The sequence below is a fragment of the Streptococcus sp. NLN64 genome (assembly GCF_015831295.1).
In the GTDB taxonomy this organism is placed as follows: domain Bacteria; phylum Bacillota; class Bacilli; order Lactobacillales; family Streptococcaceae; genus Streptococcus.
This window is the reverse complement of record NZ_JADXDQ010000011.1, coordinates 25,923-47,142: the sequence shown is the minus strand read 5'-3', so window position 1 is coordinate 47,142 and position 21,220 is coordinate 25,923. Positions and strand designations below refer to the sequence as shown.

17 protein-coding genes are annotated in these 21,220 nt (G+C 42.0%); 2 read left to right on the top strand and 15 right to left on the bottom strand.

All coding sequences use genetic code 11. The features are described from left to right. Positions 1 to 226: 226 nt before the first annotated feature. The 6 genes from I2503_RS02970 to gap form a co-directional block, all read right to left on the bottom strand. Positions 227 to 979 carry a CPBP family intramembrane glutamic endopeptidase gene (locus I2503_RS02970; RefSeq protein WP_196966968.1) on the bottom strand — a complete coding sequence of 251 codons (753 nt, stop codon included), beginning with the start codon at positions 977 to 979 and terminating at the stop codon, positions 227 to 229. Positions 980 to 1,592: 613 nt separating this feature from the next. After that, positions 1,593 to 2,939 (bottom strand): type I glutamate--ammonia ligase, encoded by a 1,347-nt coding sequence (gene glnA / locus I2503_RS02965; RefSeq protein WP_196966967.1) that lies wholly within the window; start codon positions 2,937 to 2,939, stop codon positions 1,593 to 1,595. Between the two features lie 13 nt (positions 2,940 to 2,952). Then, a complete protein-coding gene (locus tag I2503_RS02960) occupies positions 2,953 to 3,324 on the bottom strand; it encodes a MerR family transcriptional regulator (protein WP_196092115.1) in 372 nt (123 codons plus the stop codon). A 69-nt stretch (positions 3,325 to 3,393) separates the two neighbouring features. Continuing rightward, entirely contained in the window at positions 3,394 to 3,930 is a 537-nt protein-coding gene (locus I2503_RS02955) for an aromatic acid exporter family protein (RefSeq protein WP_196966966.1), read from the bottom strand. Positions 3,931 to 3,991: 61 nt separating this feature from the next. Continuing rightward, the gene (locus I2503_RS02950) at positions 3,992 to 5,191 is read right to left on the bottom strand and encodes a phosphoglycerate kinase (RefSeq protein WP_196092112.1); all 1,200 of its coding nucleotides are present in this window, start codon (positions 5,189 to 5,191) and stop codon (positions 3,992 to 3,994) included. Between the two features lie 391 nt (positions 5,192 to 5,582). Continuing rightward, the gene (gap, locus tag I2503_RS02945) at positions 5,583 to 6,590 is read right to left on the bottom strand and encodes a type I glyceraldehyde-3-phosphate dehydrogenase (RefSeq protein ID WP_196092111.1); all 1,008 of its coding nucleotides are present in this window, start codon (positions 6,588 to 6,590) and stop codon (positions 5,583 to 5,585) included. A 238-nt stretch (positions 6,591 to 6,828) separates the two neighbouring features. Here gap and I2503_RS02940 point away from each other — a divergent pair, with 238 nt between their 5' ends. Then, a complete protein-coding gene (locus tag I2503_RS02940; protein ID WP_196966965.1) occupies positions 6,829 to 8,052 on the top strand; it encodes an MFS transporter in 1,224 nt (407 codons plus the stop codon). A gap of 306 nt (positions 8,053 to 8,358) precedes the next feature. Here I2503_RS02940 and I2503_RS02935 read toward each other — a convergent pair whose 3' ends face one another. From I2503_RS02935 to I2503_RS02895, 9 genes are all read right to left on the bottom strand, one after another. Beyond that, complete coding sequence (locus I2503_RS02935; RefSeq protein ID WP_196966964.1) at positions 8,359 to 9,501, bottom strand: mannitol-1-phosphate 5-dehydrogenase; 1,143 nt, start codon at positions 9,499 to 9,501, stop codon at positions 8,359 to 8,361. Positions 9,502 to 9,514: 13 nt separating this feature from the next. Beyond that, entirely contained in the window at positions 9,515 to 9,952 is a 438-nt protein-coding gene (locus I2503_RS02930; RefSeq protein ID WP_196966963.1) for a PTS sugar transporter subunit IIA, read from the bottom strand. A gap of 2 nt (positions 9,953 to 9,954) precedes the next feature. After that, positions 9,955 to 11,907, bottom strand: a complete 1,953-nt coding sequence (locus tag I2503_RS02925) for a BglG family transcription antiterminator (RefSeq protein WP_196966962.1) — start codon at positions 11,905 to 11,907, stop codon at positions 9,955 to 9,957. A 25-nt stretch (positions 11,908 to 11,932) separates the two neighbouring features. After that, positions 11,933 to 13,693, bottom strand: coding sequence for a PTS mannitol transporter subunit IICB (locus tag I2503_RS02920; protein WP_196966961.1), 1,761 nt, complete (start codon positions 13,691 to 13,693; stop codon positions 11,933 to 11,935). A 414-nt stretch (positions 13,694 to 14,107) separates the two neighbouring features. After that, the gene (locus I2503_RS02915) at positions 14,108 to 15,283 is read right to left on the bottom strand and encodes an MFS transporter (protein WP_196966960.1); all 1,176 of its coding nucleotides are present in this window, start codon (positions 15,281 to 15,283) and stop codon (positions 14,108 to 14,110) included. Next, positions 15,273 to 16,463: a biotin carboxylase gene (locus tag I2503_RS02910; protein ID WP_196966959.1), complete on the bottom strand. Its 1,191-nt coding sequence runs from the start codon at positions 16,461 to 16,463 to the stop codon at positions 15,273 to 15,275. Before I2503_RS02910 ends, I2503_RS02915 begins: the two co-directional genes overlap by 11 nt. A gap of 9 nt (positions 16,464 to 16,472) precedes the next feature. Beyond that, positions 16,473 to 17,663, bottom strand: a complete 1,191-nt coding sequence (locus I2503_RS02905) for an ATP-grasp domain-containing protein (protein ID WP_196966958.1) — start codon at positions 17,661 to 17,663, stop codon at positions 16,473 to 16,475. Then, a complete protein-coding gene (locus tag I2503_RS02900; protein WP_196092101.1) occupies positions 17,663 to 18,748 on the bottom strand; it encodes a hypothetical protein in 1,086 nt (361 codons plus the stop codon). Before I2503_RS02900 ends, I2503_RS02905 begins: the two co-directional genes overlap by 1 nt. A gap of 349 nt (positions 18,749 to 19,097) precedes the next feature. After that, positions 19,098 to 20,297, bottom strand: coding sequence for an MFS transporter (locus I2503_RS02895; protein WP_196966957.1), 1,200 nt, complete (start codon positions 20,295 to 20,297; stop codon positions 19,098 to 19,100). Between the two features lie 252 nt (positions 20,298 to 20,549). Between I2503_RS02895 and I2503_RS02890 the strand changes: the two genes are divergently transcribed. Beyond that, entirely contained in the window at positions 20,550 to 21,131 is a 582-nt protein-coding gene (locus tag I2503_RS02890; protein WP_196966956.1) for a response regulator transcription factor, read from the top strand. Positions 21,132 to 21,220: the final 89 nt, after the last annotated feature.

Below are 21,220 nucleotides of genomic sequence, written 5' to 3'. Positions count from 1 at the left end.
GGCTGTTATCGCTTGTGCTCATAAGATACTAAGAATTGTCTACAAACTTTTGAAAACACATCAAACTTATGAAGCAGTAAAAGCATTAGGGATGCGGCAACATCCTTAAGACATTTTTAAATATGTTCACCTTAAGTATAACACAGATAGTGTTTTTTTGCGCTTTTTTACTGTGTTATTTTCAAATAAAAGACTATATCCTAACTCGATAAATCCTTTTTATTTCTTACATTGAAACAAAAAGAAAAAAGAGATTGATGCCAACCATATCTCCATAGGCATGCGCTAGAGAACATTGAAGAATATTCTGGTCTTTGCGGGTGTAGATATAGTAAAAGAAGAGTCCATAAGATATCCCAATCACCAGAGCTACTGGAATCGTTTGATAGGTGTGAAACGAAACGCGAACCAGACTTGAAAAAAGAAGAACCCACCTTCTCCTCTCCATCCTTGTCGACAAAAGCAAGCCAAGGAAAAAAACTTCTTCATAAAATCCATTCACGAGAGAGAAGAGGATGGTGGATACATCTAAATAAGTGAAATTACCCCACAAAGTTTCCCAGTCAAAGCGCAGATCTGACAAGTAGTTCAGCGGCGTGAACTCCAACTGAAGAGCTGGAATCAAGCCCAGTAACAAGAAGGAAAAATCGCAGACAATAGCGGCTCCAAGATAAATGAGAATGGGCTTCCAAAACAGAGACCATTCCAGCTTCATTTTCAACTGTTTCCAATCAAAATGACGGAACCAGAGATAGGCAGCTGCTCCCAGCAAAATCCAACAAATTCCCAGAATAGCATTCCAGTTATCCGCCGCTGAAACATTTAACATCTCCGGATCTCCAGCTGTACCATCCATGAGAGCCTCCGTTGAAATCCAGATGGCATCCCCAAAGAAAATCAGTGCTAAAATCACTAAATCCCAGCCATTTAAATACTTCAGTGAGATTGGAGGATGAATCTGTTGCCAGATTTTTTGCATATCTTACACCTTCTATCTACCTACTATTGCATACTATACTCTTTTAGTTTATCTTTTATTACTGTGTTAGCTCGTCTTGCCGTACTTTAGTACTGCCTGCGACTCGCTGCCTTGTACTAAAAGCAAACTAAAAGACTATATATCCTGAGCCATTGCAATGAGTCTCAAAGTCACCCCGAACGCAACAAGTATTCAGAACAGAAATTTTCGTAGCCCATCGCCATTCTCTCCGTACCAAGTTGCCTCTAGGCTCCTGAGTAATCTTTTTCCCATTATATCAAATTCTAACACTCATTGAATTTCAAAATCTGACTTTGTCAAGTCTCCTTGATGAACTGATTCATTGCGTGTTTCCACGCCCTATCCTTAATATCCAACAGGTCTCCCAGACCTGTTGACCTACCATCATCGGCTTCCCTCTTCATTTTTTGAAATTCCGCGAGTATTCTGATTTTGAAATTGGGAGTATAAAAAGCTAGCTCAGGTCTTTTCCGGATTCTATGGAAAAAGCTTTCCAGACTGCTGAGCCTGGAAAGCTTTCAACTATTGAATGAAGGTCTCAAGCGAATCGGAATAGGACCAAGGCTCCCCTTCAATCATCGCCCATTAATCATTAATACAACTCTAGGTAGTTATCAATTTCCCAGCGAGAGACATAGGTCGCATAAGAAGCCCATTCAATACGTTTAGCTTCCAAGAAGTTGGTGTAGATATGTTCACCCATAGCTGCTTTCACGACCTCATCTTCCGTTAAGGCTTTCAAAGCATTGTGAAGAGTCGATGGCAAGTCTGTGATTCCAGCCTCCTTACGTTCTTCCGGTGACATAGTATAGATGTTGGACTCGATTGGTTCTGGCGCCTCAATTCGGTTGGCGATTCCGTCCAAACCAACTTCTAACAATACAGCCATTGCAATATAAGGATTGGCCATTGGGTCCACCGAACGCAACTCCAAGCGAGTACCCATTCCACGACTAGCCGGAACGCGCACAAGAGGCGAACGATTTCGACCTGCCCAGGCAATATAAACAGGGGCTTCGTAGCCAGGTACAAGACGCTTGTAGGAGTTAACGGTCGGGTTCATCACAGCAGTGTAGTGATAAGCGTGTTTCAAGAGGCCACCCAAGAAACGATAGGCGGTTTCTGATAATTGCATGCCGTTTGGGTCTTCAGGATCAAAGAAGGCATTTTGACCATCCGGACCAAATAGAGACATGTTGCAATGCATACCGGAACCAGCAATCCCATGTTTAGGCTTGGCCATGAAGGTTGCATACATGCCGTGTTTGCGTGCAATGGTTTTAACAACCAGTTTGAACAGTTGGATCTTGTCACAAGCCCGCAAGACATCATCATACTTGAAGTCGATTTCATGTTGGCCCACCGCCACTTCGTGGTGACTCGCTTCCACTTCAAACCCCATCTTGGTCAAAACATTCACGATTTCACGACGGGTATTGTCCGCCAGGTCTGTTGGGGCTAAATCAAAATACCCCCCCTTATCATTCACTTCTAAGGTTGGCTTGCCTTGCTCATCCATCTTAAAGAGGAAAAACTCTGGCTCAGGCCCCAAATTGAAAGAAGAAAAACCGACTTCCTGCATGTGCTTCAAAGCCTTTTTCAAATTGGAACGTGGATCTCCCGCAAAAGGTTCTCCTTCTGTCGTATAGACGTCACAAATTAAACCTGCAACACTACCATTCTCATCTCCCCACGGGAAAACAATCCAGGTGTCCAAATCTGGATAGAGGTACATATCAGACTCATTGATTCGCACAAATCCCTCAATCGAAGACCCATCAAACATAGCCTTGTTACTGAGGACCTTATCCAACTGCTCATCCGTAGCCGGAATTTCGACATTCTTCATCGTTCCCAAAATATCGGTAAACATCAACCGAATAAAGGTTACATTTTTCTCTTTGACTTCTCGACGTATTTGTTCTGCAGTGACAGACATAGGAAACTCCTTCTTAAAAATGGTTAGGCCCTAAGGAACCAAACTGACTCGGCCCAGACTGAAACGGCCCTTCCCGCACAATGTCCCTGTGCAAGGCTCTTCGAACAGCCTTTTCGCTCATCTTCTGCCGAGATTTTTGCTCCCTCTGATAAAAATTTTTCTTAATCTCCGCAATCGAATAACCCTCCGCCAGCAAATCCTTAATTTCCAATAAACGATCCATATCGTTTAAAGAAAAAAGGCGGCGATTCCCTTCATTTCGCTCTGGTTTGACCAAACCGTGTTCTTCATAGTACCGAATTTGACGATCGGAGAGATCCGTCAACTTCCTTACACTTGACATGGGAAAAACGGCTAAATGGCGACGTAATTCTTTTTCTTTCATCATCGGAACCTTTCTGTTATCCATTATAAAGCGGGGGAAAGCATCTGTCAAGAAGTCATGTCAGAAAATCTAACGTGGCTTTTTTAAGAGAATAGCTCGAATTCGATCCATATCGTAATTGACTAAAATGGCAATAAAAACGCCAAAAAAAGTCTCAAAAACGCGGGTAAAAACGTAGAGTACAGAATCTCCATAAGGAATGGACAAACTGATAATCAGAAAAGCAGCCGCCCCCCCAATAATGGCTCCACCTGTATTTGTCGCAACACAAGTCATGATAGTTAACATGACACCGATTGGAACTCCCAAAAGCAGAACCAGAGGATTCGAGGGGAACACCCGCTCCAAAACAAAATAGAGAAGGGCATAAAAACCACCAATGCTGTTGGCGATGATACGGGACATCCCAAAATGGACGCTCTGATCAAAATCCTCCCGCAAGCTAAAAACCGCCGTCAAGGCCGCAATTTGCATTCCTTCCCAACTCCAAAGGTAAAACAGGAGCAAGACCAAGAAAACTGCAAGACCTGTCTTGAAAGTCCGCATGCCCAACCGAAATTTCTTAGGGTTAAAACGATAGCGTTTAAAATAACGTAGTATATTCATAAAAGATCACCCAATTAAAAAGGGGGAGGACAACCGTCCTCCCCAACCTTTTCTAGTGTTCTTATTTTTCAGTCAAGGCTGCCAAACCTGGAAGTACTTTACCTTCAAGCAATTCCATAGAAGCACCACCACCAGTTGAGATCCATGAGAATTTATCTGCACGACCTAGGTTGATGGCTGCAGCAGCAGAGTCACCACCACCGATGATTGATTTCACTTCTGGTTGCTTCACAATAGCATCCATCACACCGATAGTACCAGCTTGGAAATCAGGGTTTTCAAAGACACCCATTGGTCCGTTCCAGACCACAGTTTTCGCACCAGTAAGAGCTTCATCAAATTTAGCGATTGATTTAGGACCAATATCCAAACCAAGGAAGCCTTCAGAAACTGCTTCACCTTCTGTATCACGAACTTCAGTGTAGTCTGCAAAAGCATTTGCTTCTTTAGAATCCACTGGCAAGATCAATTTACCATCCGCTTTTTCAAGAAGGGCTTTAGCAACATCTAATTTATCTTCTTCAACAAGTGAATTACCGATTTCAATACCTTGAGCCTTGAAGAAGGTATAAGTCATTCCTCCACCAATCAAGACCTTATCTGCTTTTTCAAGCAAGTTTTCGATAACGCCAATCTTATCAGAAACTTTTGATCCACCAAGAATCGCTACAAATGGACGAACTGGGTTATCAACAGCTTCTTGGATGTATGCAATTTCGTTTTCCAAAAGGAAACCAGCTACTGCTTGCTCTACATTGGCAGAAATACCCACGTTAGATGCGTGTGCACGGTGAGCTGTACCAAAGGCATCGTTTACGAAGATTCCGTCTCCAAGAGAAGCCCAGTATTGACCAAGTTCAGGATCGTTCTTAGACTCTTTCTTACCATCTACATCTTCGAACCGAGTATTTTCAACAAGAAGTACTTGACCATCTTCCAGCGCATTGATCGCTGCTTCCAACTCAGCACCACGAGTTGCACCTGGAATGAAGACAACATCTTGACCCAGTTTTTCAGCAAGTGCTGCTGCAACTGGAGCCAAAGACTTTCCTTCTTTATCAGCCTCTTCTTTCACACGACCAAGGTGAGAGAACAAGATTGCACGGCCACCTTGCTCAAGAATGTACTTGATCGTTGGTAGGGCCGCTGTGATACGGTTGTCATTTGTAATAACGCCATCTTTCAAAGGTACGTTAAAGTCCACACGAACAAGGACTTTTTTGCCCTTCAATTCAACGTCTTTTACAGTCATTTTTGCCATGATACAAAAACCCCTTTTAATTTTTTATACAATCCCATTATATCACACTTAAAGCATTTGTGAGAAAGGAAACAAAAACTTGTCCTTTCTTTTTCATTCCGACAAGACGACATCTGAGCCTTTCAAGGAAAACCGCTGAACCCTTCTACTTTTGAATATCGCAAACTGAACTGCACGAAAACTCCTCTGAAACACTCTTCCCCCTCACTTTCCATCTCCTAATACTCATTACATTTCAAAATCTGAATGTGTTAATCCTCTTCGCCGAACCCTAGTTCTGCCTTCATCGGATTGCCTGTTCAGATTTCGAACTGTTTCGAGTATAAACTTCCACACAACAAGACAAGGAGCCAAAAAAACCTGCCCGAGGGCAGGTTTTCTCACTCAATGATTATTTTGCAAGTTTTGCAAAGTACTCAAGAGTACGTACCAATTGAGCAGTGTATGACATTTCGTTGTCGTACCAAGATACAACTTTAACCATTTGTTGTCCGTCAACATCAAGCACTTTAGTTTGAGTTGCGTCAAACAATGATCCGTATGACATACCTACGATGTCTTGTGATACCAATTGGTCTTCAGTGTAACCGTATGACTCGTTAGAAGCTGCTTTCATAGCTGCATTTACTTCGTCAGCAGTTACGTTCTTATCAAGAACTGCAACCAATTCAGTAACAGAACCTGTTGGTACAGGAACACGTTGTGCAGCACCGTCAAGTTTACCGTTCAATTCAGGGATAACAAGACCGATTGCTTTAGCCGCACCAGTAGAGTTTGGTACGATGTTTGCTGCAGCAGCACGTGCACGGCGAAGGTCACCACCACGGTGTGGACCGTCAAGAAGCATTTGGTCACCAGTGTAAGCGTGGATTGTAGTCATCAATCCTTGTTTCACGCCAAAGTTGTCGTGAAGAGCTTTTGCCATTGGAGCCAAACAGTTTGTAGTACATGACGCACCTGAGATAACTGTTTCAGTACCATCAAGGATGTCATGGTTAGTGTTGAATACAACTGTTTTAACGTCGTTTCCACCAGGAGCAGTGATAACAACTTTCTTCGCTCCACCTTTAAGGTGTTTTTCAGCACCTTCTTTAGATGCGAAGAAACCAGTTGCTTCAAGAACGATTTCAACACCATCGTTAGCCCAGTCGATTTGTTCTGGATCACGTTCTGCAGAAACTTTAACAAAAGTTCCGTTTACATCAAATCCACCTTCTTTAACTTCCACAGTACCATTGAAGCGACCTTGAGTTGAGTCATATTTCAACAAATGTGCAAGCATAACTGGATCAGTAAGGTCGTTGATACGTACTACTTCAACACCTTCAACTTCTTGAATACGACGGAAAGCAAGGCGTCCGATACGTCCGAAACCGTTGATACCAACTTTAACTACCATTCGTGATTTCCTCCTTATGAAAATCAAAAAGATTTATTGTGAAAAGAGTAACTTGTAAACCTACAAGCTCTTTCAACACATCTATTATATACCGAATTTGGAAAAAAGGCAAGATGGGAATAACGACTTCCCAAAATCTCTATGCTCCAAGCTTTTTTCGAGTCAAGTTCTTTGACTCTCCCCCGTCAAGGTGCTATATTTATTTCTGTAAGCGTTATCATTCACAAAGGAGGTTCTTATGGAAAGTAAATCCATATCGAAAAAGACGGGTATTCTCATGTTCTACACCCTCTTACTTGCTTATATTACCTTTGCCGCCAGTTGGGTTGGTGGCTCGACCTTGGGTCCACAAATTGTGGCTAGCTTCTTCGGAGATAAAGGTGTTGACCCAACCATCTCTGAAATGGTGAACTATACCATTACCGTTGCTCGCGTTGTCGCAAACTTTTTAGCTGCGGCTATTCTTGTCAAGTTTGGGATTAAGCGCGCTGCCCAAATTGCCATCGGACTACTCTGTTTTGCCTTAGTAGCCGTTTGGATGCCAAATTATTGGCTTTATATCTTGGCTCGCATGATCATGGCCTTAGGTGGCTCCATGATTATGGTCTACATGAACCCCATCGTGGTTCGCTTTGTAAGTCAAGAAAATAAGATTTTCTATTCCTCCTTGATAACAGCCAGCTATAACATCGGTGCCTTTATTATTGCAATTGCCTTTGTCTTCTGGGCAGACACCCTTCGCTTGGATTGGCGTCTAACCCTTTCAGCCGTTGCCTTTGTAGCCTTAGTCCTCTTTATTGTATGGCTGCTCAAGGCCCAAGACTTCGAAACAGGAAGCACACAAGCCCAAGATGCAGCTGCTAGCTACTCCTATAGCCAAGCTCTCAAAGATCCTTTTGTCTGGCGCTTTGCAGTTGGATTTGCTGCCTTTTTGATTCTTTATGTTATGTCCCTTAACTCAATCCCTGGACAGTTGGCTAAAGAATTCCCTGATTTCTTTACTTCCGGTTACATGATTTGTGCCATCTCCGGTGGGGGGATCGCAGGAACCCTGGTTCGTCTCAAGAGCCCTGTTAACCGACCGCGCAAGCCTTACTTAATCCAACTTGGCATCTTGGCTATCGCAACCATGGCCGCTGGAATTAGTAGTATCGCCCTCCTCCATTTACCTTTGGTTGGCTACCTCTTCTTCTTCGCAACCGGCTTCTTAATCTTTTACCAATATGCCGTCTACCTCAATATCCCACATGAACTCCCTAATATGAATCCGCAAAAAGCGACCCTCATGTTCGGAATCATCTGGGGAATTACCTACGGACTCTATACAATCTTAAACTACTTCTGGAGCTGGATTTATGGCCACCTCGGCTTCTGGCCTTCCGCCCTCTTTTACCTCGCGGTGCCTGTGATCTACCTCGCCATGATCCTCACACTCCCAGAAACTTACAAGAAAACAAAATAAGGCATAGGCCCCTATGGGGGACCTTTGCCTTTTTCTTATTATACTCTTTTAGTTTATCTTTTATTACTGTGTTAGCTCGTCTTGCCGTACTTTAGTACTGCCTACGACTCGCTGCCTTGTACTAAAAGCAAACTAAAAGACTATATTTGAAAAATTAAACAGGCCACTTTCACATCCCAGACTAATTCCTGAGGAAAATGGTACCTTTCTCAATAACGAAGTCAGCAAAGTCTGAACCCTATTTCACCCACAAAAAAACCCGTCACACGTTTACTGGGTGACGGGACTCATTCTATGTTCTGTTCTTTATTTTTCCAACTGGGCTATAAGGGCCTCTAAAACTTCGCCTTCTTCTAATCCTGTCACTTCTAGAACCACTTCTTTGACAGGTTTTGTAGCTAAGAGTTCTTGCAATTCAACGGATTGAGGGTCGTTTACATCCTGATAGACAAAGACTGCAGAAACGGTTTCTAGTAGGTGTTGGTAGGATAAGTTACGCTCTGCCAATTCACGAATTGGACGAATAAAACGCTCATCGTAACCCAATTTGCGGATAGGTGTTCGTGCTACACGCGCAATATCATCAACAATATAAGGATTTTCAAAACGACTGATGATGACCTTATGATACTCTTCCAAACCAGTCTCCTCAAAGCCCCATTTGGCTACAAGCAGGCTGCGAATTTCAGCCAAAACGGATTCAACTTGTCCTTTAACCTCTGGGTTTTGCAAGGCTTCCAGAATGGTCTTAGCCCCAGCCTTAGCTCCAGTATAAGCTGAAGTCGCGTGTCCGGAGTTCACCGAGAAGAGTTTGCGTTCGATAAAAGGTTCCAAGTCCTCTTCATAATGAACCTGTTCTAAACGTAGTTCTGGATTTTTCATTCCCTTGGTTTCAACAACCCACTCTTTAAATGGCTCTACCACTACATAAAGAGGATCTTCATGACTTTGAGCTGGTACAATCCGGTCAACGGCTGCATTTGGGAAACCAACATGTTTAGCCACATAAGCCCGTCCTTCTTCAGATAGATAGCCATCCACTTCCTTAGCTAGGAAACTAGAGCCACCAATCATATTTTCACAAGCTAGAATATCCACATTTCGATGATGATTCTGTGCTAAACGCTCCTCTAAACCACGCGCAATCACTTCTGCGATAAACGGAAGGATATTCGGACCAATAGCAGTTGTCACCAAGTCCGCCTCCGCAATTGCTTGGATAACTTGGTCAGGGTTCTGACCGTTGTTAATCCCACGAACCCGTGAAACCTGAATCTTAGGCTGACCTTCTTGGGCAATCTCTATCGTATAAGATTGTTTCTCATTAAGAGCATTGATGATTTCTTCATTGACATCTACAAAGGCGATTTCAAAATCATTATCAGTTAATACTTGACCAATAAAACCACGACCAATATTTCCTGCACCAAAATGAACTGCTTTTTTCATAGCTTTTCCCTCCCTAAGCTACACTTTCTAGAAGTTGCTTGATTTCTTCCACACTTTGAGCATCTGCCAATTTCACAACATTATCGACATCCGCACAGAAGATGGATATTTTTTGAATCATTTCCAAATGATCATCCCCAAGTCCTGCAATTCCAAATAAAATAGTCGCAATCTTAGGATCCTCTTCCGTTCCAAAATTCACACCTGCAGGAACCTGGACAATGGTAATTCCAGATGATAAGACTTCTTTCTTAGCCGCATCGGTTCCATGTGGAATCGCGATAAAGTTCCCCATATAAACGGAGAGGTCTTGGTTCCGTTGAATCATTGCTTCGATGTAAGCTTCTTCGACATGACCCGCCTCTTGCAACTGGCGTCCACAAAAGCGAATGGCTTCTTCTTTAGTGGCAAAAGTTTGCTTTAAATGAATGAGCTTATTTTGAAGTTCCATAATTATTCTCCGATTTTTTTCATTTTTTCTGCAAAGATTGTATTCAACAATTGATACAAAATTTCCTGGTTACCTGTCCGGTAAATTTCTGTGTAGAGCTTGTTTTCAATAATCGATTGACTGATAGCCGTCATTAAATCCCGTATTTCTTCCCGCTCACCTACTGGAGTCAGCATCAACAGTAGCCTCTGAACCGCCTCCTCTTCCTGATTCATAGATGGAGTATAGACAGAATTAGACAATTGAGCAATCACAAATTGGCTGGTCTCAACCCGACTCGTTTGAGTGTGCAAGAGGGCTAGATTGGTCTGCGGAATCGCCAAAGGACTTTGATAAAAGCGATCCAAGAGCTTTTGGCTGACATACTGCGAATCCAAAACCCCATCCAGCTGTCCCACAACTATTTCCACCGCCCTTTCAAAAGAGGGTTGTGAAGACAATTCCAACAAGCGAAATTGATCTAAGAGATGGCGGCTGGCTTCCAAATAAGCCGGCAAATCATAGGCCTTCTCCTCCTCAATCACCACTCTTTCCCGCACCGTGCGATTCTCCTGAACCTTCTGCAGCGTTTCCTGCAAGTCTAGCATTTCCTGAGTACTCGGAAAGGTCGATATCAACTGAAATTCTTGCTGCGCGAGGGGTTTAGTGGTCAAACAATAGTCATAAACATCCATTTCTAAGCCCTCTAATTTGCTGGAACTCCTCACCTCAATGCCTTCGACGAAGGGAGCGATAGTTTTAATTTTGGAAACCAAAACGCTAGCTGAGAGGGGCCGTTCATCCGTCACAAGCAATAAGCGGATCGGGAAAATTTCTGGACTACGCCGCAGGCTGGCGGCAAAGTGCAGAGTGACCAATTCATACTCATACTCATTGTGGATATAAGTTGGAAAGAGTTCCTGTATCAAGAGACTAACCAGTCGGTGTAAAAAGGGATTCCCCTGCCTGGTCAAAAAGGCCATATTCGCCGTTTTCCCCTCTGGAAACAAGACTGGGACTGCTAAACTCAACCTTATATGATTAAACAAAAAGGAAAAAAGCAATTGATCCTTCATAAAATCACTTTTACTGAAACGCGAGACCGAATCAATCAATTGAGTGACACTGTAATAAAAACGACTGTCAAAACTCTCTCGAAAGAGTGGCACTTCCTGACGGCGGATAATCAATTCATCCACCATGGAAGCAAAGTAAATAATTTCCTGTAAATTGTAAAACTGCTTGGTCGCTGACGACAGCTGACGAAAGAGTTTCTGGGAAAACTCTAAAGCTTCCTTGGACAACTCAAACTGCTGATCCAACTGCCCCTGATTATCTGCTAGAGAAAGAAGCAGAATCAGAAATTGCTTGAGCTTAGGATCTACCTCCCCAAGTACCGAAGCTAAGTTCTCAAAAGTAGTCCGACAAGCCGAAACAATAGCAGGGTCTAAAACAGAAAATTCAGGATAGTTATCCGACCAAAAATCTTGAACACTGATCGCATTGGCTAAAAGAATCGCTAAGATCCTGCGTTTTTGAGACGAAGTTCCCAGCAAACTATAGCCCTTAGAGCGGGATAGGGAGAGTTGAAAATCTTTCAGTCTAGCTTCTATAGCAGCAATATCCTGAATCACAGTCACATTGGAGACCAAATAGGTCTCCTGCAGACTGTCATTGGTCAAAGCCTGATCTGCCAAGAGAAGATCATAGGTTATCAAAAGTTGACGGCGGCTAGGACTATAGGCTTCTTGACCACCTAAATCAATCAGTTGAGACAAATCTCCCTCAAGATAGTATTTTCTCCCATCCTTAACAAGTTCGATACCCTTAGTTTCCAAATAAGGAGTCAAATCGGATAAGGTTCGATAAACCGTTCGAGTTGAAACCTGTAAAATTTCTGTCATTTCCTTCAAGGAAAGCTTCCCTACTTGGAGGAAAGCTTTCAGAAGGTCTTCTTCACGTTTGCTTAGTATCATAGCTTTATTATACTAAACTTTTTACTTATTGATGGATGCGATCCACCATTTTGTCATATTCCGGAGTGGTTACCAAGCTATCCACCACCAAGAGTTGAGCTTCTGGAGCAGCTTGTTGAACTGCAGCCTGATTAGCAATTGTGCTGACCAATAAAATGTTTTTAGCGTTGTGCTCAGCCAAATCTGCTAGAGGTACAGTCGCAACTGGAATTCCGATGCCACGGTTTTTAAAGATGGCACTGAGCGTTGCCTGTCCCATGGTTGCAGATCCTTGAGCTTGGTCATAAGGGAAGACCACTTCATCCACATAGTTTAGGTCTACTTGCCCTTGCGCTTCTGGTCGTGGATCCGCTTCAAAAATGACCGCTGGCTTTCCAGCCAACTTGCTGACAATATCATCATATTTTGGAGAGGTTAGGAAGTTATCTACAGCAACATGGATGGCCCGTGGAGTTCGTTGAGCAGCACGATCGGCCAATTCCTCTTGAGTAACAATCAAGGTGTTCTCTGTGTCTTCCAAGGATGAGATGGCCTTGTTGGAAACTGGAATATCCAAGCCAGCTTTTTTAACCTTGTCACGGAGGAGAGAAGCCCCCATTGCGGAGCTACCCATCCCTGCATCACAGGCGAAAATGATTTGTTTTACTGTTGCGGAAGAAATTTCCTCAGCAATCGGAGCTAAAGGCTGCCCTTTTGATGCTGCTTTGGCAGCCTTGCTAGCAGCTTGCGCCTCTTCCAAACTTTCTCCTTCAGACTTATCGGCTTTCAAAATAAGGGATGCGAATAAGAAGGAAGCTAGAGCACCCGCAAAAACGCCGGCCAAGACAGCTAGGAGGTTGGCAAGGTAGCCATCTCCCTTAGGCACCATCCCCATGATGGCAATGATGGAACCTGGAGATGCTGCTGCACCAAGACCTGCATTCAAGAGTTGGAACGCAAAAGTACCTGACACACCTCCGGCAATCGCTGCCAAGAAGAGGGCGGGTTTCATCATCACATATGGGAAATAAATTTCATGGATTCCACCGAAGAAGTGGATAATCATCGCACCCCAGGAAGAAGATTTAGCAGAACCCTTGCCAAAGAAGGCATAGGCTAGGAGGATACCCAAACCTGGTCCAGGGTTGGCTTCAAGCAAGAAGAGGACGGATTTACCAGTCTCAAGCACTTGCTCAGCACCCAGTGGTGTGAAAATTCCATGGTTCAACGCATTGTTCAAGAAAAGAATCTTAGCTGGCTCAATGATGATATTGGCAAGAGGCAAGAGTTTCATCGCCACAATGGCTTCTACCCCATCTCCGATCATCGCCGTCATACTCTCAACAAAAGGCCCCACAATCTTGAAGGATAAGAGCATTAAGGCAAATCCAAGTAATCCAGCTGAGAAGTTGTTCACCAACATTTCAAAACCTGGACGAATCTTCGGCTGCACAGCTTGGTCAAATTTCTTAATCGCCCAAGCTCCAAAAGGTCCTACCACCATGGCACCAATGAACATCGGAACCGTAGTACCTGCAATGACCCCCATTGTAAGGATAGCACCAACAACCCCACCCCGTTGACCATAGACGTTAAAACCTCCAGTATATCCAATTAAAAGAGGCAAGAGATAGGTAATCATTGGCCCAACAATTGTCGCAAAAGACTCATTTGGCAACCAACCTGTCTCAATAAATAATGAGGTTAAGACACCCCAAGCAATAAAAGCACCAATGTTAGGCATAACCATATTGGACAAGGTTGTCCCTAACTTCTGTAGACGTACACGAAACGATTGCGATTCCATGACACGACCTCCCATCTTTGATTTCTATCCTTAGTATACCGACAAAAAACCAGACAGAGAACTCAAATCTTGTCACACTTTTTGTGACACAGCAAAAAATCGGCGAACTCACCGATTTCTCACTATTTTTGAAAAAAGCCAAGTGCCTCTTAAACTGATAAGTGCTACAAAATCAGAATGGGAATTGCTTCATATACTCTTTTAGTTTATCTTTTATTACTGTGTTAGCTCGTCTTGCCGTACTTATTTGAAACTTTCTTCGAAAGTTGTATCGGCAAGCTCAAAATCTCCCCCAGAGATTTTGAGCTGTCTACGAATCGCCGCCTTGTACTAAAAGCAAACTAAAAGACTATAAAATCACATTCATGTCTAAGGTAATATCTTTTTATGATGTAAGGTTTACTTCTTTTTTCCTCAACTCTTTGCCATCTTTGTAAACAGCCTTAGTACTCCAAAGCAAAGGATTAGCTGGGCAAATCCAATATACATAAATACGGACCAATTTTGCAAGTTAATCCAAGAGGCAACCATACTGCCTAGGGGAACGAAGATTCCGACCATTGTGAAAATAATGCTAAACACGCGTCCTAACATATTGGGTTGAATGCTTGTCTGAATATGTGACATAAAGAAAATATTAAAGATGGTTACACTTCCAGAAAAAATACCACACAGCACCAAAATCAATAATTGGGACCGTCCTACGAAGCCTAACCCAATCCAAGCTAGAGACCCTATAATCAAAAAATAAAAATAGTGATTTGGTCCCAATTCCCTCTTACCGAACCAGGTCACAATCAGGGAGGCTAGAATGCTACCAACCGACTGTGCGATCAAAATATAGGCATAAATATTGTCAAATCCTGAAAAAATCGGTGTAAACGGTAGATAAAAGGTATAGATAGCATCTAGAAAATTAATCAGGGCCGCCGTGACGAGCACATAAAATATTTGTTTATCCTTATAGATGTAGACCAAACCATCCTTCAGACCCTGTCCTAATTTTGATTTTGAACTTTCGGTCTTATGCAAGATTTCAAAACGATGTTCACACCATGCGGAAACTAGAAATGAAAATGAGTTAATGAGCATGGCATATCGAAATCCAAGTTGGGAAACCACGACTAGAGCTAGAAGTGGAGATGCCACACTCACTATTTCTGCGATCAACTTGGATAATGAATTGTATTGAAAGATAGCTGTTTTAGATAACAAATCTCGAATAACCGCCCGATAGGCAGGCGAATTGAAACTATATAAGATGGCTAACAGGGTATTTACAAGAATCAAAGCCCATATATTTTCTGGGTTATAAACCAGAAAGAGAACAAACGTTGCTAGTGCTGCAATCAAGTCTGTCACGAGGAGGATTCTTTTTCTATTGTGAAAATCTGCAACATGTCCGCCAAGGAGATTGAAGATTAATTGGGCTAAAGATTCACTGGACTGATACAGCATCATGAGAAAAGGAGCACTAACTGGATGGCGACTGATCAACAATCGGTTAGCATAGTCAAAAATGACATTTCCAAAATGATTTATCTGCCCTCTCACCAATAAGCGAAAAATATTTCGTTGTTCAGCTTTCATCCAGATATCCTCTTAACCACTGTAACAGTTCTTGCCATTCGTCTTCGTTTTTCAACAGTAAGCTCAGTAAAAATCGTAGTTCACCAACAGACTTAGCTGCTCGATATCTGTCAGGGTATTCTCTGAAATAAGTGAGTGAATAGGGAGGTTCCGGCTTCGTTTGCTCTCTACCATTTTGTAGAAATAAAATGGAGGCAGCAACAGTTGCCGGAATGACCAACTTCGAAGTCGTATCCTCTATCGGAGGTCTTCCACCGGAGCTTGATTCTCCTTCTTCTATACCTCTTTCCGTATCAGCCCTTTGTGTCACATCCATGTGTTCAGTTTCTAACTGAAGTTCCCAGTACCTTTTTAGGACATCTACACCAAAAGCAGTTTCAATGAGAAGTGGGATATTCCCACCGCCAAAGCGTTTACCGACTTCACAAAAAGCGAGCTCATCCGTTTTTGAGTTGTAAAAAAATTCAGCGTGAAAAGGGTGCACGCGCTCAGTCCCTAAAGCCTCTAAGACTTTTTGTGTCTCCCGTTGTAACCGCTGAATAAAATCTAAATCTGCATACCGAGAGTTTGTCCGAATAACCGTGCAATACTTTTCACGACTATCCAAGACAGTTCCAAGATATTCATGGCTGTAGAAGTAGCGAATAGTCCCATCAATGGCCAGTCCATCACAAGTAAACATATAATCATGTTCAAAAACTTCTTCAAGGAGTTGTTGACTTGTATCAAACCCTTCTGGGAGAGAAGTTAAACGAGATACCCCTTTTGCGGCTGACCCGTTTCGGGCTTTTACCATAAAATTAGATGGTAACGGTTCTTGTGGATTTAATAGTCGGGGCTGATTTACATGTCCCTCTACTTGTTGTCGCATGCGCTTTTTATCCTTGTACAGAAAACCTAAACGCCACCGCCCTTTTTCTTTTGACAGGAATGAATGAACCAACGCAACAATATCCATGAGATCTTCATCCAGGGTAAAAAGGTCTTCGATATCCGAACGGCTGTCAAAAAAATCTAAAAGAGTCCAAAGCTCGAAATCGTCTAATACAAAAATTTGTTCTGTGGGAAAGCCACGATCGACATAGGCCGATCGAAGTGCAGGAGGACACACAATTGCAAGATTTTCAGAATATGGAACCTGTACAGTAATAGGAGAATAGCGGTAAACAAAATACTTCATGAGAACCTCCTAAAAATAATGAGTTTCTTGGAGACACCAAGCTTCAGCTGCTAATAGCTGGCGACGAACTGTTTCAAAGTCCTTTCCAACGAAGGACAGTCCCTGTACTGCATCTGCACTATGCTGGGCAGATTGGATTTTTCTACCGATTTTCGTATATAAAATCGTATCATAAATTCCAAACTCCTCTAATTTTTCAGGTGTTAAATCGGGAATTCGTTGTAGTACACCTGATTTTTTAGCAGTCAACAGCCATCCTACTGCCGGAAAATGCTCTGGTAATTCAGGAAGATTATGCTTACCTACCGCAGTCAGTAACAGAGCAAAGGGATCCTGCCCAAACTTCCTTTCCAGATTTTGGCGAATCCGTGCACCTCCCATTCGACAGGCAATCTCCAAGAAAATGATCTCTTCACCAGTATAAAAAACTTCCAAGTGAAATAAATAAGTATCTTTGGAATCGAGTGACCTAGCCAAATGAATAGCATAGTCTCTCAAGGGAGCATAGTCACGATGGTTCTGCTCCAATGAAACAGCAGCAGCCGAAATCCCTTCCTTTATAAGTAATGGATTATAAAGATAGCGAGAAGGCTCACAATAGATGACTTGACCAGAAGCAAGGAGACCCTCAATATGGTAAATATCTCCTTCAATATACTCTTGTAGGAGCAAAGATGGAAAATCCAAGTCCTCAAGTCTTCCTACTCCCTCACTTGCCTCTAAAGGAAATGTGTCTACTGAACCTGCGCCAGCTAAAGGCTTAACAATTATTTTTCCATGAGTTCTCAAAAACTCTTCTGCTTCCTGAAATGACTGAACCCTAGTACTATTCGGAACCCTGAAACCTAACTCCCGTACGCGTTCGGTCATCACATTTTTGTTTCGAAAAACCTTGGTCAATGCAGCACTCTGACCGGGAATTCCATAATTCTCCCTCAAGCGAGCTGCCACTTCAACATCAAATTCATCTAAGGCAAGCAAGGCATCCAAATGCTCCTTTTCTAGCCAGTTTCCACAAACCATCTCAATATTTTCTTGATAATTTTCAACCATAACCAAAGTTACATTGGCAGGTTTTTCCTTCTCAAAAGCCTCTCGTTTACCCCTATCAATAAATAGAGCATAATCATCTCCTGATTGTAAACAATCATAAATTGTTGTATACCCCAAGCTAAAGGGGTGCAATAATCCAATTCTCATTAGCGATAACTTTCTAGCGGATTCGCATATTGATTCCGCGACCAATCCCGATGATAAGCAAAATTCTCTTTCGGTTGTTCCAACTCCAGTTCAGGATCTATCCATTTTTGAAAAAGTTTAAGAGGAAGTCCCCAAGTATTTAGGGCATATTCTGCCGAAATAACTTTCTTACTTCTCCGAATTCTCATTAAGGCATTTTCTACTGTCAATTGATACTGCTGATACATCGGATGCAAAAATGGGCTTAATTCAGGAAAAGCGTCTATAAACAACTCAAAGCTTAAATCAGCTAAATCCATCTCAACAAATAACTCCCGCGCCAATTTCTTCACCACATAGGCCTGTTTCTTATGCCCCGCATCTCCGACCGCAGATAGAAGTTCTGTTAACGCCTCGCTCTGACTCAATATAAAGTGTGTTAAGCTATGACTATTAGTCTCCTGAAACATTCGTTCATAGCGAGACTTCCACACACAAGTTTCATAGATGGAAGCAACACCCTCTTGAATCATTTCCATCCGACGTGGAAAGAAGACACTGTCCAATTTAACCAAGGACTTTCCATGGTAATCCACTAAAACATAGTTCATAATCGTCACCAAGCCTTCGTGATATCGGATACAAAACTTTACATAATAATGCGTTCCTTCAATTGGCAGATTGCAATACAAACGGTCCTTAGGAATCGTTATAAGACCAACATCTAACTGCTGCAGTTCCTTTTGAACAGCCTCAATATCGGGAGCAATAACAAAAATATCCTCATTTGAAACCTGTAGTTCCAAAATTTCGTCCACAAATTTCTGCATAATCTGCACATACCTAACAGGCTCAAACGAAAATAATCCAATTAAGTTTTGAAAAGGTGCTGCTAATGGATTGACTAAATTTGAAGGATAGGTTGTACGAAAGCAGGCTTGCTCCTTCATAAAAATACCTGACTCATTAGTCGTAAAACTCCCAACCTCGTCTTGAATAGGTGAGAAGGTAAATAGATACTCATCGCTGCGAACAAGTGGAGAAGAAGATAATTGTTGAGCTTGATAGACTTTTTGAAATAAGTCACGAAAGATAGCATTTCCCATTGATGCTCCCCTTTTCATTTACACAGTTGATTGAAAACAACTCTCCCTGACCTTTTGACATGATCTCTTCCCCCATCTCTTTAACAATGTGTTTTGAAACTTCAGAAATTAGAGTAATAGATGGGTGGCGACCATCAATTTGAAATGGTGAGCGTATTTTCTCTACATAAAATTTGAATCATTCATATTCTGGAAAGTAATATTCACTCCCAATAGGAGAACATAAAGCATCGAAAATTGAATCATTACACTAGGATTTATTTCCAAAGAGGCTGGTCTCAAGTACCACCCCCTTAATTTTAGTTAGTGAAAACTTTCTGATAAATAATACTATAAATAACTAGTTGAATCATTTCGATACAAAGTTAGATATTTTTGAAAAAAGCCAAATTCCTACAAGGATGGTCGCTCCATTGATGACCAGTCCAAGTATTTGGATATTATCATATATGCTAGGGATTAACAGGCTGAGAATGGCAAAGAAGGTATAGAGTGTCACAATAGCTGAATTCACCAAGGATAGCTCATCATGATTGTAACTTGCATAAATTAGTTTGTTAAACATATTCCCGGAGATCCCGATAATTACAAATCCCAGGAAGAGGAAGAACAGTTTAAATTGAGGAATTGGTATCAAAAATACCAAAACAAAGGACAGCCCTGACAAAATATAATCTAAAGGAAAAAAGACTCGAGGATCCATCTTGACGTAAGGTGCAAGGATTGCCCCCAGAAGATCTGCCCCACGTTGTAGCCCTAAAACCAAACCCAGATAGGCTACCGAATAACCTTGAGAAATCAGGTAAATCGGTGTAAGAGTCAGCAACAAATCCGTTCCACCACTCAAGACAGCTTCTGTCAAAACAATATAGAAAGAATCCTTAGATTCTGATAAAGCCTTAAATGACGCAGCTCGATCGATTTTCACTCCCTCAACATCTTCCTCCATCTCATCCCCCCTAGAATCTGGAATACGCAGGCGGAATAGGAAATAAAGGGCCGCGATAAAGAAGGGCAAACTGAGCTGCATCAAGACCAAGTAAGAAATGAATCCTAAAAGTACAGATGCAACAAAGTTACTGGTAATATCCAAGACATTTCCTGCCAAATATTGGATATCTACTGACTTGTTAAGCAATTCATCATTATTATCCAGGACAGAGGGAATGACCTTCATCTGCAGGTTATTCAAACAGACAGTCACAAAGCTAAAAAGAAAATTCAAACTCACCATCCATGGCAGTGGCCAAGCCTGTAGCAAACAGAGTAGAATACCAGCCATGATGGCAAGCTGGACCAACTGCAAACTCAATATTGCTAGGCGATTCCTTCGAATAGCTTGTAAATAAGGTCCATAAGCAGCTGCAAACAAACGTGGTAACATCCCAACTAGAGTAAAGAGGGATAGACTCGCAGCATCCACCTGATAAACCTGAACTAAACCAAGTGATAACGCAATCAGGTAAAAAGAATCCGCAATATTCCTGCTCGCTGAACTTAGGATAAGTCGATAAAAATTAGGGGTTAGATTAGCCCGTTTCTTCTTCATGTAAAGTCACCACCTTCCAGTCTAAACAGTCTAATTGCATATAAAATGGCAGTTTTTTTCCTCCAAGTAAAACACCAAATATCTTCAGCAAAAATAGCTTGATCGAAATATATGAAATTAAGTGTATCAAACACCAAGATTTCTGTCATGAGTCATTTGTGCAAAATTCTGAATTGTTTTACAAATAAACTTTTTATTTCCTAATCCTTGTGATACACTATTATAAATATAGTACGTTAGGAGGAGCATATTATGACCATACTCTTCATAGGCCGTCGTGAGTTCTTAGCCCAAGCTCTCTCTCACATCTACAAAGACCTAACATTTGATCTATACTTAAAGGATTGGACTGATAGTTATTTAGATATCATTGCCCAGAGACATCCTAGAATGGTTATCCTTGAGATAACTCGACCTGAACGACGGGCATTTTCTGCTTGCCAGGTAATTCGTCAACATTTTCCTGAACAAGCAGTGCTACTTTTTTCAACTCATTATCGCGAATACTATTTCTTAAAAAGTCAAGAATGTGCAGCAAACGGGTATCTCCACCAAGATCTCAGCATGAAAGAAATAACAAACGGCATTTCAGATATTCTCTCTGGGTTGCCATCCTTCCCTTATTCTACTGTCAATTTGCAAACAAACTTGACGCCTCGAGAAATAGACATCTTGTATCAATTACGTCAAAATCATACCCAAACTGAAATTGCAGCCTTACTAAACATCAGCCGTCGAACAGTAAACAATCACCTCACCCATATTCAAGACAAGTTAGAAACAAATTCTAGCTTAGGCTCCGTCTTACGGGCTATTGAGTTGGGAATTTTATAGTTCAAAAGTGAATGTCCGGCTCAAATGGAAATTTCTGATCCATTTATCTTACGTCACATTCTTATACTCGAAACAGTTCGAAATCTGAA